This window comes from Thalassotalea nanhaiensis (assembly GCF_031583575.1).
In the GTDB taxonomy this organism is placed as follows: Bacteria; Pseudomonadota; Gammaproteobacteria; order Enterobacterales; family Alteromonadaceae; genus Thalassotalea_A; species Thalassotalea_A nanhaiensis.
This window is the reverse complement of the sequence record NZ_CP134146.1, coordinates 107,996-122,677: the sequence shown is the minus strand read 5'-3', so window position 1 is coordinate 122,677 and position 14,682 is coordinate 107,996. Positions and strand designations below refer to the sequence as shown.

At 40.2% G+C, this 14,682-nt stretch carries 10 protein-coding genes; 4 read left to right on the top strand and 6 right to left on the bottom strand.

Going from position 1 to position 14,682, the window contains the following annotated elements; translation table 11 throughout:
- Nucleotides 1-9 precede the first annotated feature (9 nt).
- The 4 genes from RI845_RS00680 to RI845_RS00665 all read right to left on the bottom strand — a co-directional run bounded on the left by RI845_RS00680 (nucleotide 10) and on the right by RI845_RS00665 (nucleotide 6,896).
- The gene (locus tag RI845_RS00680) at nucleotides 10-3,132 is read right to left on the bottom strand and encodes an efflux RND transporter permease subunit (protein ID WP_348387832.1); all 3,123 of its coding nucleotides are present in this window, start codon (nucleotides 3,130-3,132) and stop codon (nucleotides 10-12) included.
- 8 nt (nucleotides 3,133-3,140) lie between these two features.
- Nucleotides 3,141-4,451 (bottom strand): efflux RND transporter periplasmic adaptor subunit, encoded by a 1,311-nt coding sequence (locus tag RI845_RS00675; protein WP_348387831.1) that lies wholly within the window; start codon nucleotides 4,449-4,451, stop codon nucleotides 3,141-3,143.
- A gap of 57 nt (nucleotides 4,452-4,508) precedes the next feature.
- Nucleotides 4,509-4,889 carry a hypothetical protein gene (locus tag RI845_RS00670; protein ID WP_348387830.1) on the bottom strand — a complete coding sequence of 127 codons (381 nt, stop codon included), beginning with the start codon at nucleotides 4,887-4,889 and terminating at the stop codon, nucleotides 4,509-4,511.
- Nucleotides 4,890-4,964: 75 nt separating this feature from the next.
- Nucleotides 4,965-6,896, bottom strand: coding sequence for an alpha/beta hydrolase family protein (locus RI845_RS00665; RefSeq protein ID WP_348387829.1), 1,932 nt, complete (start codon nucleotides 6,894-6,896; stop codon nucleotides 4,965-4,967).
- A gap of 207 nt (nucleotides 6,897-7,103) precedes the next feature.
- Between RI845_RS00665 and RI845_RS00660 the strand changes: the two genes are divergently transcribed.
- Both RI845_RS00660 and RI845_RS00655 read left to right on the top strand, forming a co-directional pair.
- A complete protein-coding gene (locus RI845_RS00660) occupies nucleotides 7,104-7,655 on the top strand; it encodes a PH domain-containing protein (protein ID WP_348387828.1) in 552 nt (183 codons plus the stop codon).
- A complete protein-coding gene (locus RI845_RS00655; protein WP_348387827.1) occupies nucleotides 7,648-9,255 on the top strand; it encodes a PH domain-containing protein in 1,608 nt (535 codons plus the stop codon). The genes RI845_RS00660 and RI845_RS00655 overlap by 8 nt, the downstream gene beginning before the upstream one ends.
- Nucleotides 9,256-9,337: 82 nt before the next feature.
- Here RI845_RS00655 and fghA read toward each other — a convergent pair whose 3' ends face one another.
- Both fghA and RI845_RS00645 read right to left on the bottom strand, forming a co-directional pair.
- Nucleotides 9,338-10,177 (bottom strand): S-formylglutathione hydrolase, encoded by an 840-nt coding sequence (fghA, locus tag RI845_RS00650; RefSeq protein WP_348387826.1) that lies wholly within the window; start codon nucleotides 10,175-10,177, stop codon nucleotides 9,338-9,340.
- A 57-nt stretch (nucleotides 10,178-10,234) separates the two neighbouring features.
- The gene (locus RI845_RS00645; protein WP_348387825.1) at nucleotides 10,235-11,365 is read right to left on the bottom strand and encodes an S-(hydroxymethyl)glutathione dehydrogenase/class III alcohol dehydrogenase; all 1,131 of its coding nucleotides are present in this window, start codon (nucleotides 11,363-11,365) and stop codon (nucleotides 10,235-10,237) included.
- A gap of 146 nt (nucleotides 11,366-11,511) precedes the next feature.
- Here RI845_RS00645 and RI845_RS00640 point away from each other — a divergent pair, with 146 nt between their 5' ends.
- Entirely contained in the window at nucleotides 11,512-12,378 is an 867-nt protein-coding gene (locus RI845_RS00640; protein WP_348387824.1) for a LysR substrate-binding domain-containing protein, read from the top strand.
- A 149-nt stretch (nucleotides 12,379-12,527) separates the two neighbouring features.
- On the top strand, nucleotides 12,528-14,468 hold the full coding sequence (locus tag RI845_RS00635; RefSeq protein ID WP_348387823.1) for a response regulator: 1,941 nt from the start codon (nucleotides 12,528-12,530) through the stop codon (nucleotides 14,466-14,468).
- Nucleotides 14,469-14,682: the final 214 nt, after the last annotated feature.

Genomic DNA, 14,682 nt, shown 5'->3' with positions numbered 1-14,682 from the left:
TAATAGACCTTATTTTTTAAATGATGCTTTGTTTAATAGAAAATAAGCACAAGGGATCACCAACATAGACACTAACGGACTGACGATCATACCGCCAACCATCGGTGCGGCAATGCGCTGCATAACTTCATTACCACTACCGCTACCAAGCATTATTGGTAATAAACCAGCAATAATGGTTAACACGGTCATTGCTTTTGGCCTAACCCGCTGAACTGCTCCATACTCAATTTTTTCAAGTAAAAAGGCTCGAGTTTTCTCGGTATTGGTTGCCAATGCTTGGTTTAAATAAATAAGCATAATAACGCCAAATTCGGCTGCTACACCGGCCAAAGCTATCATCCCAACGGCTAGTGCCACTGACATTTGGTAATCGAGTAAATACACAAACCAAAGGGAACCGGCAAGAGCAACCGGCAGGGTAACCATCACTAATAGGGCCTGTTGCATAGAACTAAACGTTAAATAAAGTAGAATAAAAATAATTAATACGGTGATCGGCACCACTAATTGCATCTTTGCTTCTACGCGCTGCATATATTCATATTGCCCGGCAAAACTTATCGCATACTTAGCCGGTAAATCGACCTTAGTTGCTAAGGTTTGTTCGGCACTAGAAATGTAATCACCAATTGATGTGCCAGGCTCTAAATCAACAAATACCCAAGCGATGTTACGGCCATTTTCACTTTTCAACATTGCCGGGCCTTGTTTAATTTCAACGCTGGCAACTTGTGACAAGGTGACCCAAGCGCCGCTCGGGGTAACAAAAGGTAAATTATTCAAACTATCCATGTGCTCACGGTAGCGTCTTGGATAACGTAAATTAATTTGATATCGCTCTTTACCTTTCACTAATTCATCAACATTGGCACCACCAACAGCGTACATAATCACTTGTTGGATGTCGTTGATGTTTAGCCCATACTTGGCCGCTTCAATACGGTTTGGCACAATATCGATGTAGCGACCTGACTGGGCTCGTTCGGCATAAACACTACGGGTTCCAGCCAGTTCAGAGAGGGCGTTTTCAATATCTTCACCAATAGTTTCCAATATAGCGGTTTGCTCACCTGATATTTTAATACCTACGGGCGTTTTTATCCCGGTAGAAAGCATGTCTATACGAGTCTTTATTGGTTGTACCCAGGCATTAGTTAAACCTGGAAATTGCACTTTTTGTTCAAGTTCGGCAATAATATCTTGTAAGGTCACCCCTTCGCGCCATTCACTTCGAGGCTTTAAAGTAATGGTTGTTTCCAACATTGTTAATGGCGCAGGATCGGTGGCAGTATCTGCTCGCCCTACTTTCCCAAAAACCGTTTCGACTTCAGCAACAGTTTTAATTAACCTATCGGTTTGTTGTAATATCTTACCTGCTTCACTAATTGAAACCCCCGGAAGCGTTGTTGGCATGTAGAGCAAATCTCCCTCTTCCAATTCGGGCATAAATTCACTGCCCATTTTGCTGAGCGGATAGTAACTGGAAGCCGCTAAGCCAACTGCCAATAAAAGCACCAACACAGGAACCTTCAATGCAATTCGTAAAAATGGTCGATATAACCACACAAGAATTCTGTTTAATGGATTTTTATGTTCGCTTGGCACTTTGCCTTTAATAAAGTAGCCCATCAGCACAGGCACTAAAGTAACCGACACTAACGCTGCGGCAGCCATCACTAACGTTTTGGTGAACGCTAATGGCGTGAATAACCGGCCTTCTTGCGCTTCAAGGGCAAATACAGGTAAAAAGCTGAAGGTGATAAGTAACAAGGTTAAGAATAATGCCGGCCCAACCTCACCAGCAGCATTTGCCACTAAACGCCAATGCGCTTGCCCTTTCGCATACTCACCATGTTTTTGATAGTACAGCTGTAAATGCTTATGTTGGTTTTCTACCATAACAATCGCCGCATCAACCAAAGCACCTATGGCAATAGCAATACCGCCCAGACTCATGATGTTGGCGTTTATACCTAAACGCTGCATGACGATAAAGCCAATTAGCACAGATAATGGCAAACATATTACCGCCACAAATGTAGAGCGAACATGCAATAAGAAAGCAAAACAAACGAGTACTACAACGATTATTTCTTCGATCAATTTTTCTTTAAGAGTACTAACTGAGCGTTCAATTAAATTTGAGCGATCATAGGTCGTGGTAATTTTAACGCCTTCAGGCAGACCTTGTTGTAATTTAGCTAATTTAGCTTTAACTGCTTCGATGGTTTTTAGTGCATTTTCGCCGTGACGCATAACGACAATACCACCTACGACTTCACCCTCACCATCAAGTTCGGCTATGCCGCGACGCATTTGCGGGCCATGCCTTACTGTGGCAACGTGCTCTAATAACAACGGCGTATTTTGCTCATTATTAATACCCAGCGGGATCAATTTTATATCATCAATCGTTTGCAAATAGCCTTTCGAACGGATCATATATTCCGCTTCGCTCATTTCCAGAACTGAACCACCAACATCGCCATTGCCATTTTTAATGGCCATTTCGACATCAGCCAAGGTTAATCCGTATTGCATTAATCGCAGAGGCTCAACAACCACTTGGTAAGTTAGTTCCATGCCACCAACGGTTGCCACTTCACTAACGCCAGCAACAGATTGCAACTCTAACTTTAAAAACCAATCTTGCAGGCTTTTTAATTGAGATAAGTCATAACCGCCATCAGGTGCAGATAATGCGTACTGGTATACCCAACCAACACCTGAGGCATCAGGGCCAATTCTTGGTTTAGCAGTTTTAGGTAATATATCGGCGGCTTGATCTAAATATTCCAGCACTCGTGAACGTGCCCAATACAAATCAGTGTCGTCCTCGAAAATTACGTATACGTAAGAGTCGCCAAAAAATGAAAAGCCACGCACTGTTTTTGCTTTTGGTACAGATAGCAATGTACTCGATAATGGGTACGTCACTTGTTGCTCTACCAGTTCAGGCGCTTGTCCAGGGTAAGTAGTTTTAACAATTACCTGAATATCACTTAAGTCTGGTAACGCGTCAAGCGGGGTATCCAGCATTGCTCGATAACCAAGTACCGCTAAAATAGCCGAAAATATTAGCACCAAAACGCGATGTTTTAATGATTGATTAATCAAATAAGTTAACATCACGCCTCCTAGTGGTTATGAGTATTGTTTTGAGGTTTAGCTGGCATGTCTTGATGATCCATATCGTTATGGTCCATCTCCATCCCGTTATGGTCCATAACTTGGTTCGACATCTGCTGAATAGCCGATTGGATGTTAGCTTCAGAGTCGATTAGGAATTGTCCGGAAGTAACCACAACATCGCCAGCATTTAAGCCCGAAATGATCTCGGCTCGACCTTGGCTCATGGTACCTACGGCGACATGTTTAACAACAAACTTATCATCGCTGGTTTTTACAATGACACGGTTCTGCTGTTCTGTTTGAATCAACGCTTGTACCGGTATATTTAGCACCTCATCGGTGGCGCCGCCATAGATACGAACATTAGCGATCATTTCCGGCTTAAAGGCACCATCGGGGTTATCTAATGACAATCGTACTTTTAAAGTACGAGTCACAGGATCGAGAGCAGGATAGATATATTCAACTTTACCTTCTCGAGCAAAGATACCCAGTGCTGGCAAGTCAAACTCAACCCATTTACCTGTTTTAACCCAGTCCATCTGATGCTCAAATACATCGACGATTACCCACACTTTAGCAGTATCGGCCAGCATCATTAATTCATTTTCAGGATTTACATACATGCCTTCACGTATGTCTAATTTGGCAACAATACCATTACTTGGGGCATAATAAGGCACACGATAAAACGACTGATTACGCTGCTCTAACTTATCGATAAAAGCGTCACTTAATCCCAATAAACTTAATCGAGTTCGGCCACGCTTTTTCAATTTTTTACCAACAGTTTGATCGCGATATAAACTTAAATATTCATCCTGAGCCAGTAATAATTCCGGCGAGTAAATCTCATACAGCAACTGACCTTTAGCAACACTTTCACCTAAGGTTTTAACGGTTAATTTTTCAACCCAACCGGTGGTGCGTGGATGCAAGTGAACCTGGCCATTTTCATCATATTTAACCGAACCAAAGGTTTCGATAAATCGCCAAAGTACAGATGTTTCAGCACGTTCAGTGGTGAGTGCCATATTCTGTTGAATGTGGCCAGGTACAGTAACTTCAACATCCGTATCAGTTGCGGGTGTGCGAACAACCTCAACTAAATCCATGCCACAAATTGGGCATTTTCCAGGATGATCTTTAACAATATGCGAATGCATTGGGCAAACATACTGACTAGCTTGCACGTCGGTTTGCTCGGTTAGTTGACTAAACTCTTTTGCTAAATGTTCTTCAGCGTGAACAGTTAACACAGGGTTTGACAGCAAAAATATAACAACAATCAATTTAAAAAAACGGGTAATACACATAATAATCCTCGTTCGAAAACGATAAAAACAAAAAATAGGGAAACTAGTTTTGTAATATTATGCGATTGGTGGAATTAACCACTCTTGCGTAGGTGCAGTTATTTCAGGAGGAAGACGGGAGAGGATTCGATCGTTAAAGCCACCAGCATTCAATTGCATGGTATTAATCGGCAGAGCACTTACAGACCCCATATGCAGATCGCAATCACTACAGTTACTATGATCGACATTTACAATGCTTGCTTGTGCCTGTTGTTCACAACAGTCATGGTCGCTCATTACTGATTTTTCAATGTTCATAACATGGCCTTCATGACCCGCCATAGACATCATTTGTGGTTGTTCCATATCGCACACATGCACGTTCGCTTTCGCTACATTAGCAAAAGCAAAAGTCATCATTATTAGTAATAAAATAAATTTACGCATGGTATTCATAGGACATACTATAAAAGATAAATCTTTCAAGAGCTAGAAATAAAGTTTCTAGCTCTTGGAGCTTATGACATGAAATTAGTTACCTATATGCTTTTTAAGGAATTTTTCTAAGCGTTGATGAAGTTCAAAAACATTATCTAGGTCATAAAAACCATGGCCTTCATGTTCTTTCACCATAGATTCATATTTTATTCCACGCTTATCCAGTGCCGCGGTTAACGCTTCGTATTGCTCAATAGGACAGCGTGCATCATCTTCGCCATGAACGATAAACAGTGGCGCTTTTAATTTATCTAAATGATAAATTGGCGAGCGCTCTTTAACAAACTCTTCGTCGTAAGCATTCCAAGCATCGGCTAAAAACTTACGACCGCCTTTAAAGCGAGCTGTATCACTTTCGTCTTTTTGGATGGCAATATCATATACGCCAACATATGGAATTGCGCATTTATATAAGTCTGGCTCTTTTACAACCGCCATCATTGCTGCGTAACCACCATAACTGGCACCAAAAATACAAATACGGTCTTTATCAGCAATGCCTTGCTCAATTGCCCACAATGTACCGTCAGTCAAATCATCTTGCATTTCAGCGCCCATCTTTCGATAGTTACTTTTTTCAAAATCCTTTCCCCGACCACCAGAGCCACGATAATTAATTTGTAAGACCGCATAACCCCTATTTGCCATAAATTGTACGCGACTGTCGTAGCCCCACTCATCCTTGATGCCGTAAGGGCCGCCATGCACATAAACCACCATAGGCAAGTCTTTAGTTTTACCTAACGGCCGAGTTAGAAAGCCAGTGATCTCTAAGCCATCTCTGGCTTGATAGCGAACAGGCTCCATAGGTGCGGTCTTTTTGGGGTCAACCCATGCTTTGGTATTCAATAAATAACTCATTTTTTTGTTTTTTATGTCAAACAAATAAAACGACGTAGGGCTTAAATCAGAAAAGGTTTTAACAATCGCTAAATTTTTATCTTCGGTAAAGCCGCGAAAACGGACAACTTGTTCGGGGAAAGATGCGGCAATGGAGCGATATAGTTGGGCGCCTTTGCTTTTAGGATTGAATAACTCAACCTCTTTTTTACCTTTTTGACGAACAATACCGATAAATTTTGATTCTTCGTTATAAATGTAGCCATCTATATCCTCTTCCCCTTTGATGGCATGAATTAAATTGATAGATTTATTTTGCACATCATAATGATAGATGCCTCTACCCGCTGGCCCTTTTGCAATATAAACCTGCATGCCTTTTTCATCGAATGTACCCATAGGCATAAATCGACCTTCATTTTCATCACGACGGTCCAGCTCTTGCCAGTCAGCACGGTTATCAGCTCGATAATGAATTATCGTACTATAAATACCATCTTCTTCCTCAAAACCTATGGCAATACGAACCTGTTCGTCATCATCGACCATAAAAGATGCACGCTTAGTTGGGCTTTTCGCTACTTTACGAACTTTACCGGTATAAATGTTTAATTTGTGTACATAACTGCGTTCCCGGCTTGATAACTCCATTAAAATATTACGTTTATCATCTTTTAGACGACTTAAAATGGTGTGTGCCCCATAAAAGTAAAAACCATTGCCATGTGGCCCAAGCAATTGAATTTTCTTGCTACCATCAATATTTCCGGCAAACAACACCCCGGTTAATCTAGGTTTATCAAGAGGCCCAGCCTGAGTACTCATGCTGGCATACACTCTTTCATCGTTTAACCAACCAAACTCATACAACTCACTTTTATCCTTAGTAAATGATAACAGCTGAATGGCTTTCATTGTTTTCCGTTCTAGTATGGCCAGTTGAAACAGACCATCGATTTTTACTTTGCCAGCAAAGTATTCCCCTGTTGGCGATATTTTTAAGTCGACAATGTCTGAGCGATTAAAAAAGTATTCCAACGGCAGTTTGTCAGTGGTTGTCTTAGCTGTTGCGATAGAACTCACTGCGATTAAAAGCAAGAGTGTGTAAGGAAGATATTTGAACAAAATGGTTAAATCCGTTTAGTTTATTTTTATAGTTATTTGTACAGATTACCAATTTTGTTTTTAAGTTTAAATTAGTAAACAACAATATTGTCGAAATCCATATCGAATATTTATTAAAAAGTTATCAAAAACCTGTTAACAAATAAGAATTTATCGTTATGCTGTATATCAAACAACATTAACTGCGCTTATAAAAACGAGATTAATATGACTGAGCAGGCAAACATTGAATTTTCTAACATCGAAATAGCCGCGGATGATATGCCCCAACTACAGGCATTGACCTATACCAGTCTTTCTGAAAAGTATGCACCTACACACAGGTTAGTGAGCTTAGTTACAACAGTTACGATGATGTTAATATTAGTCTTTATTAGCTATCAGCCATTTATTGATATAAGCAAAAATGTTGTAAATACACTGCAATATCCTATTTGGGGTATAGGTACATTAGGACTTGTTATCAGCCTTTATCACTCACTTGCCGATCCGAAAAAACGTTACGCGATACGTGAGCATGATATTAGTTACCAGTCGGGTTTAGTGTTTCGAAAAACAGTAAGTCAGCCTATTTTGCGAGTACAACATGTTGAATTGAAACGCGGACCAATTGATCGCAAAGTTGGCTTGGCAAATTTACAGGTTTTTAGCGCCGGTGGTGCCATGCATACGTTTGAAATACCCGGATTGGATGTAGAGACCGCAGAAAATATGCGTCAGTTTATATTAGCTCATAAGGACATTAACCTTCATGGATAAAGAGCTAAATTCCACTCTGGACGACATTGATAACGCGACAGACAATACCTCTGAGCAACAAAACACGAGCAATAACTGGCAAAGAATATCGCCTATTGCGCTCATTTATTTTGTTTTAATGTTTATAAAGAACATCTTTGGCAACTTCATTTATGTGGCGCCAGCACTGCTGATTGGTTATAACAAAATAGCCGAAGACCCAAGCTTTTGGTTGCCATTTATTTATGGTTTATCGGCTTTATTGGGGTTGGCATCTTTGCTGAGTTACTACTTTTTTCAGTACCGATTAACCAACCAACAAATTGAAATCCGGTCCGGCGTGTTTGCAAAAAAATACGTTAACTTACCGTTTTCCCGTATTCAAAACGTGGAGTTAACCGAGCCGCTATATTATCGCCCGTTTGGCTATACTTGCATGCAACTTGATACCGCAGGTTCAGTGAAACAGGAAGCGAAGGTAGTCGCCCTGAAAAAATCCTTTGCTGAACAACTTAAGCACGAAATCCTCGCTGCGCATCTAGTACAAAGCGACAAAGCAGAATCACTCACTGATGATGAATCGGTTACCAATGAAGCACCAGTACCAAATGAAGATGATGAAACGGTATTAGACCGACGCAATTTGGATGACTTGGTGATCCATGGTTTAACCAATAATCGTGTATGGATATTTTTAGGTGGTATGGCACCGTTTATGGACCGTATTTCATCAACCATTGGTGAGTGGTTAATGATGTTCGGCATTAATGTGAATCAATATTTTGAATTTGAAGGCCGTTCAGGCTGGCAAATTGCCAGTACAGTGCTTTCGACGTTCTTAATTGTGATGTTGATCATCAGTATTTTTTCAGTGCTCGGCTCGATAATCGCCTTTCACGATTTCAAACTGAGTAAAATTGGTGACCGATACATACGGCGCAGCGGTCTATTCACTAAAACTGAAGTCACCATGCGTTTGTCACGTTTACAAATGATCGTTCGCCAGCAAGATTGGCTCGACATATTATTAGGGCGAATTAATCTGAAGTTTGAGCAATCCAATGCCAATTTTAATAACCCCAATGCCGGTCAACTCACCAATAAAATAATTGTTCCTTCGGTCACAAATAAAGAATGTCAGCAGTTAATGCTTGATGCATATCCTGACAATCAATTAAAGAATACTAAATTCAAGCGCGTTCATCCGCGTTTATTAATAAGAAATATTTTCTTATTTTTATTACCAATAACCAGCGTAGTGGCTTGGGTGTTGATTGAACATGACAAAATTGAAGGTTTGTATTACCTCGGCTCAGGCACAGCATTTATTGGCTTTTTAATGGTGATGCGTTATCTACGTTGGGGTTATGCCAAAGATGATAATTTCATCTATGTACGCCAAGGCGTGTTGGGTGTAGATTACCTCACTTTTCCTATCTATAAAGTTCAGCAAACTTCGTTTAAGCAAAGTTGGTTTTTAAAACGTAAGCAGCTTTGTTCTATAGAGTTTGTGCTCGCAGCTGGAGCGGTAAACGTACCTTATTTACCACAAGAAGATGGATTGGAGTTAATCAATTCAAGTTTGTACGAAGTAGAAGAAAGTAAGCGGAACTGGATGTAAAAACGAGAAACGAGAAACGAGAAACGAGAAGAATAAAAGCTTAAAACTGCCGATGCGACAAGCGTCGGCAGTTTAAAATGTTTTATTGATTTAGATACGATGCATGAAACTGCAAATGTTGCTCAATAAAACTCGAAATAAAGTAATAGCTGTGATCATAGCCCTCGTGAAGGTTTAACTCCAATGGGTAACCGCTAACTTTGGCTGCGGCCTCTAACATTTCCGGTTTTAACTGTTCAGACAGGAAATCATCGGATTCGCCTTGATCAACTTTTGCAGGAACAAACTGTGTCGCTTTTCGCATTAGTTCGCTAGCATCGTGCTGTCGCCAAAGCTCTTTGTCTTTGCCAAGGTAGGCAGTAAACGCTTTTTGTCCCCAGGGGCAATTAACTGGATTGCTGATAGGGCTAAATGCTGAAACTGACATATAACGCTGAGGATTACGCATCGCTATTGTTAAAGCACCATGGCCTCCCATAGAATGCCCAGCAATTGCACGCTTATCACTAACTGGGAATGTTGATTCAATTAAGTCAGGCAACTCCTGCACAATATAATCATACATTTGGTAGTGCTTGCTCCAGGGAGCTTGGTTGGCATTCACATAAAAGCCAGCTCCTTTACCTAAATCATAACCATCATCATCAGCAACATCGTCACCTCTTGGGCTCGTATCGGGAGCAACGATAGCAACACCTAATTCCGCGGCAATACGCTGCGCTCCAGCTTTTTGCATAAAGTTTTCGTCACTGCAAGTTAGGCCAGAGAGCCAATATACTACCGGAACCTTTTGCCCATTAGATGCTTGCGGGGGCAGATAAATAGCAAAACGCATATTGCAGTTTAGAGTATTGGAATAATGGCTATATTGTTTGTGCCAGCCACCAAAGCTTTTGTTAACGCTTAAATTTTCAATTGTCATAATAAATCCTTGCCAGTTTTATTAATAAAACTGGCATATTAAGGTAAACAGAAACGGCTATTTATTAAAATGAATTACGCTGCGGATACTTTCGCCTTTATGCATTAACTCAAACGATTCATTGATGTCTTCAAGACCCATAGTATGAGTAATAAAGTCACTTAATTTGAATTCGCCTTGTAAGTAACGTTCAACATAGTCTGGTAATTCAGTGCGGCCTTTAACACCACCAAAAGCAGAGCCGCGCCATACACGACCAGTAACTAATTGGAATGGACGAGTTGAAATTTCTTGGCCAGCGCCAGCAACACCAATAACTACAGATTCGCCCCAGCCTTTGTGACAACACTCTAGAGCTGAACGCATTAAGTTCACGTTACCAACACATTCAAACGAGTAATCAACACCACCATCGGTTAAGTCGACAATTACATCTTGAATTGGTTTGTCGTAATCTTTTGGATTAATGCAATCGGTAGCGCCTAATTTTCTCGCTAACTCAAACTTACTTTCGTTGATATCTATCGCAATTATACGACCCGCCTTTGCCATAGTTGCACCAATAACAGCTGACAAACCAATGCCACCAAGCCCAAAGATGGCAACGGTTGCGCCCTCTTCAACTTTGGCTGTATTCATTACAGCGCCCATGCCAGTGGTAACACCACAACCTAATAAACAAACCTCTTCTAATGGCGCTTCTTTATTAACTTTAGCTAACGAAATTTCTGGCAATACTGTGTATTCAGAGAACGTAGAACAGCCCATATAGTGGAAGATCGGCTGGCCATCTTTATAGAAACGAGTGGTGCCATCTGGCATTAAACCCTTACCTTGAGTTTCTCTAATTTTCTGACAAAGATTGGTTTTACCTGAAAGACAGAATTTACATTCACCACACTCAGGTGTGTATAAAGGAATAACATGATCACCAACTTGTACACTGGTAACGCCTTCACCAACTTGCTCAACAATACCACCACCTTCATGGCCTAAAATTACCGGAAAAATACCTTCAGGATCATCGCCTGACAAGGTAAAAGCATCGGTGTGACAAACGCCAGATGCAATAACTTTTACTAATACTTCACCTTTACGAGGTAGCATTACATCTACTTCCTCAATTGATAATGGTTGACCTGCACCCCAGGCTATCGCAGCTTTTGATTTAATAAATTGATCTGACATTTGATTCCTCATTTATAACTTTAATAGATGATTGATTAATAATAGCTGAATACAGCAATTTGTGTTTATGGTGTGTATTATAATTATTTCTACAGAAATGATAATATACGATATTAGTAAATTACTTTTACCAGTGAGTAACAATAATGGAATGGGAAGGAATTAGTGAATTTGTCCATGTGGCTGAAACGACAAGTTTTACCCAAGCGTCAAAAAAATTACAAATTTCGACTGCGCAAGTGAGTCGCCAAGTTAGTGCCTTAGAAAAACGACTTAATATTAAATTACTGTATCGTACTACGCGCAAAGTATCTTTAACCCAAGAGGGTCAGTTATTTTACCAACATTGCCGCAGTGTTCTTGATGGCCTAGCTGAAGCTGAACGGGCGATAACCAATCTGCAAACAAAACCGCAAGGCAAAATAAAACTCACCGCCCCTGTTACCTATGGGGAACAGCATATTCTGCCTTTATTGAATGATTTCATGCTGCAATACAGCGATATTGAAATACAGGCAAACCTAAATAATCAGCGAGCTGATTTAGTGGAAGAAGGCTATGATTTAGCTATTCGTATAGGTAAACTGAGCGATTCAAGTATGATGGCAAAAAAAATCGATCAACGAACTAGTTATGCCTGTGCATCACCCAGCTACCTAGGCAAATACGGGACTCCACACTCTCTATCAGAATTGTCTAAGCATAAGTGTTTACTGGGTACGTTGGATCATTGGCTTTTTAGAGAAGCAGGTAAAGAAAAGAGTATTCGCATCACCGGTGGTATTCGTTACAACAGCGGACTTGGCCTTGTTGATGCCGCGTTAAAAGGGCTTGGCGTGGTGCATTTGCCCGACTATTACGTTACTCAACACATCAAAAGTGGCAATTTAATCACCATTTTGGACAAATACAGAGAGCCTGAAGAAAGCATTTGGGCTATCTATCCGCAAAATCGTCATTTATCAGCAAAAATAAGGCTGCTTGTTGACTACCTCAATGCTCATTTAAATTAATCATCGGCAGTTTCAAGCCATATCACAATGCAACAATCGCTCACGAGGCAAATTTTTGATACTGGTATATACTTGGGGGTTAAAATGAGCAATAACACTATGAATTTTATTAAATAAAGCACTTATATCGATTCCATTAAGGGTAGATCATGAGTTCAGGTAATTTCGCAGCACAACCGTCAAACGAGATGTTTCAATCGGTCCTTGATGCATTGCCTTTTTGTGTGTTTTGGAAAGATAGAAATAGTGTTTTTCTTGGTTGTAATCAAGCGCTTGCTGACATTGCAAATCTCAATTCTCCTAAAGATATTATTGGTAAAACTGATTATGATTTACCTTGGACGACTGAAGAGTCTGACTTTTATCGAGAGTGCGATAGACGCGTTATGGAGTCAGGGAAAGCAGAAGTTAATATTATCGAAAGTCTAAGGCAAGCAGATGGACGAATATCTTGGCTTGAAACCAGCAAAATACCTTTAACCAATGCCGATGGCGATATTATTGGTATATTAGCCGCATTCCACGACATAACCGCTCGGAAAAAACTCGAAGATGAAAATATTGCCAATCAAAAACTCGACTCTCTAGGCACCCTTGCCGCGGGCTTAGCTCACGATTTTAATAACATATTAATGATGATCCTAGGCTCTAGCCAATTAGCAAAAATGAAAGTTACCAATGGATCCGATAAAGAAGAAATAAGCAAACATTTAGATAATATTGAACACGCCACAACGCAAGCGTCTGTCTTAACTGAAAAATTTATGAATTATTCAGAACATGGTGAAGTGACCAAAACGGTGTGTAACCTTGCAGAAATGCTAGAGGAAATGACTTCCTTTGTGCAGTCAGGGATTAACTCAGAAATAAAATATGAAGCACATAATACTCAAGGTTCGCTGTATGCCGATATAAACCAAATTCATCAAGTATTAAACAACATCCTGATTAATGCTGCTCAAGCGTCAGCAAATAATGAAGAGATCACCATCACAATCAAAAATTGTGAAATTAAACCCGATGAACACCCAGAACTCCATGCTGGCAACTACTTTGCTATATCGATTAAAGATCGTGGCATAGGCATTTCCGACGAGCATAAAAAAGATATATTCAAGCCGTATTTTTCCACTAAGGAAAATGGCCACGGGCTTGGCTTAAGCTCTTGTTGGACCATAGTTAAGAATCATAACGGTACCATTCAGGTCGAATCTGAAATCGGCGTAGGTTCAACATTTACAATTTACCTGCCAATTTTTGAAAAGAATAAAAACATTAAGCCTATGCATCAGCCCTTTTCGAATGAAATTGTGCCCGGTTCTGGTCGCATCCTTTACATTGAAGATGATCAAAATACTCTGGCTGCGACCTATGAAATGCTGGAACAGCTTGGGTATGAGGTGCAATGCTACTCCAATGTTGTTTGCGCTATTGATTATATAAAAAAACAGCCCGATGATTTTGATCTTGTTATTAGCGACTTTATTATTGGTGACTTTTTACAAGGTGGCATTGAAGTTCTCGATACTGTTCGTCAAGTAAGGCCTGATTGCCCTGTAGTGTTGTTAACAGGTTATTTTCAAAGTTTGGAGAAACGAGCAGAGTCCAAACCTCAGTTTTCTTTTATTGCCCAAAAACCGATTGGTATTGCCAAAATCAGTCAAATAGTTAATAGATTTATTAAAAGCACCAAAAGTGCAAATACAGCAGGGATGAAACAAGCTACAGCAAATGCTAAAACAATTCTGGTTGTCGATGATGAACCGTTAATTGTTAAATTTTTAGCCTGCTTTATAAGCTTCCATGATTACAACGTGGTAACGGCTAAAAATGGTCAACTTGCTTTAGAAAAACTAAACGAAGAGACTATTGATTTAATTGTTACTGATCAAAGCATGCCCGACATGACCGGTATAGAACTCAGTAAGCAAGTTAAACGTTCATTCCCCAATATGCCCATTATTATCAGTTCAGGCTATAGCTCAGAAATTGGCACGCACAATGTTGAAGAATTTGGTATTAGCCATTTTCATAAAAAAGGCTCCAATACAGAGGAATTAATAGAACAAATTACTCAACTTTTATCGTGATCGCACTCCAGTGACTTTACAAACTTAATGCCTTTAAGTGGCGATTTGCATTCCATCATTTTCAGCATGGATGCTGTATATGCAATTATTGCATGGACGCTTAAATAATGGTCCCTGAAGTAAACCCTCCCTTTCCGCCATAATTTACATGGAAGTAATGAATGCCACGATCACAGGATGTGAAGGAGTGGTCCATGGCACGGGAGGATAAGCA

Excerpts from the sequence above, each read along its gene's own strand:
- RI845_RS00645 (WP_348387825.1), bottom strand. The coding sequence starts at position 11,365 with ATGTCAGATCAATTTATTAAATCAAAAGCTGCGATAGCCTGGGGTGCA.
- RI845_RS00675 (WP_348387831.1), bottom strand. The coding sequence starts at position 4,451 with ATGTGTATTACCCGTTTTTTTAAATTGATTGTTGTTATATTTTTGCTG.
- RI845_RS00655 (WP_348387827.1), top strand. The coding sequence starts at position 7,648 with ATGGATAAAGAGCTAAATTCCACTCTGGACGACATTGATAACGCGACA.
- RI845_RS00680 (WP_348387832.1), bottom strand. The coding sequence starts at position 3,132 with ATGTTAACTTATTTGATTAATCAATCATTAAAACATCGCGTTTTGGTG.
- RI845_RS00660 (WP_348387828.1), top strand. The coding sequence starts at position 7,104 with ATGACTGAGCAGGCAAACATTGAATTTTCTAACATCGAAATAGCCGCG.
- RI845_RS00635 (WP_348387823.1), top strand. The coding sequence starts at position 12,528 with ATGAGTTCAGGTAATTTCGCAGCACAACCGTCAAACGAGATGTTTCAA.
- fghA (WP_348387826.1), bottom strand. The coding sequence starts at position 10,177 with ATGACAATTGAAAATTTAAGCGTTAACAAAAGCTTTGGTGGCTGGCAC.
- RI845_RS00670 (WP_348387830.1), bottom strand. The coding sequence starts at position 4,889 with ATGAATACCATGCGTAAATTTATTTTATTACTAATAATGATGACTTTT.
- RI845_RS00640 (WP_348387824.1), top strand. The coding sequence starts at position 11,512 with ATGGAATGGGAAGGAATTAGTGAATTTGTCCATGTGGCTGAAACGACA.